Source organism: Burkholderia sp. Ac-20379, assembly GCF_017104645.1.
In the GTDB taxonomy this organism is placed as follows: domain Bacteria; phylum Pseudomonadota; class Gammaproteobacteria; order Burkholderiales; family Burkholderiaceae; genus Burkholderia.
Genome location: NZ_JAAGPF010000809.1, coordinates 1 through 770, shown reverse-complemented (window position 1 = coordinate 770; position 770 = coordinate 1). Strand labels below are relative to the sequence as shown.

1 protein-coding gene is annotated in these 770 nt (G+C 75.6%); it reads right to left on the bottom strand.

What is annotated here, in order from left to right:
- A partial coding sequence (locus G3N92_RS34745) for an FAD/NAD(P)-binding oxidoreductase (RefSeq protein ID WP_206131964.1) occupies window positions 1-770 on the bottom strand: 770 nt, incomplete at both ends.

Genomic DNA, 770 nt, shown 5'->3' with positions numbered 1-770 from the left:
GTCCTCGCAGCGGCACAGCATCGTGTCGTCGGGCGGCAGCGCGCGCGCCGCCGCGCCGAGCGCGAACGCCTGCGCGACGCGCCCCGCGAAGCCGCGCCAGGTGTCGCGCTCGCGCAGCAGCGGTGCGAAGCGCGGGTCCGCCTCGTTCACGCCGGCGGCCGACAGGCCCGCGATCGTCCCCTCGACGCGCGCGAGTTCCATGCCGCCCACGCCGGTGCTCTCGCCAGCCGCATAGATGGCATCGAGCGAGGTGCGCTGCCACGCATCGACCGTCACCGCGCCGCCCTCGACCGCGCAGCCGAGCGCACGCGCCAGCGTCAGGTTCGGCAGCAACCCGTAGCCGCAGGCGATCCGGTCGCAGGCAACGGTGTGGGTGCGGCCGCCCGCCTCGATCACGGCGGCTTCCACACGTGCCCCGCCCTGCGCCTCGCGCACCACGCCGCCCATCAGGTAGCGCGTGCCGACGAAACCGCGCGTCAGCCTCGCGGCTTGCCAGAGTTTCGACGGCGTGGCCGCCAGCGACATCCCGAAACGGCTCACGGCGCTCGCGCCGGCCTGCTCGACCACGGCGACCACCTTCGCGCCGGCGTCGCGCGCGGTGGCCATCGCGGCGATCAGCAACGGGCCGCTGCCCGCGATCACGATGCGCTCGCCGCGCACCGGCACGCCGCCCTTGATCAGCGCCTGCAGGCCGCCTGCGCCGGTCACGCCGGGCAGCGTCCAGCCCGCGAACGGCAGCAGCAATTCGCGCGCGCCGGTGGCCACGATCA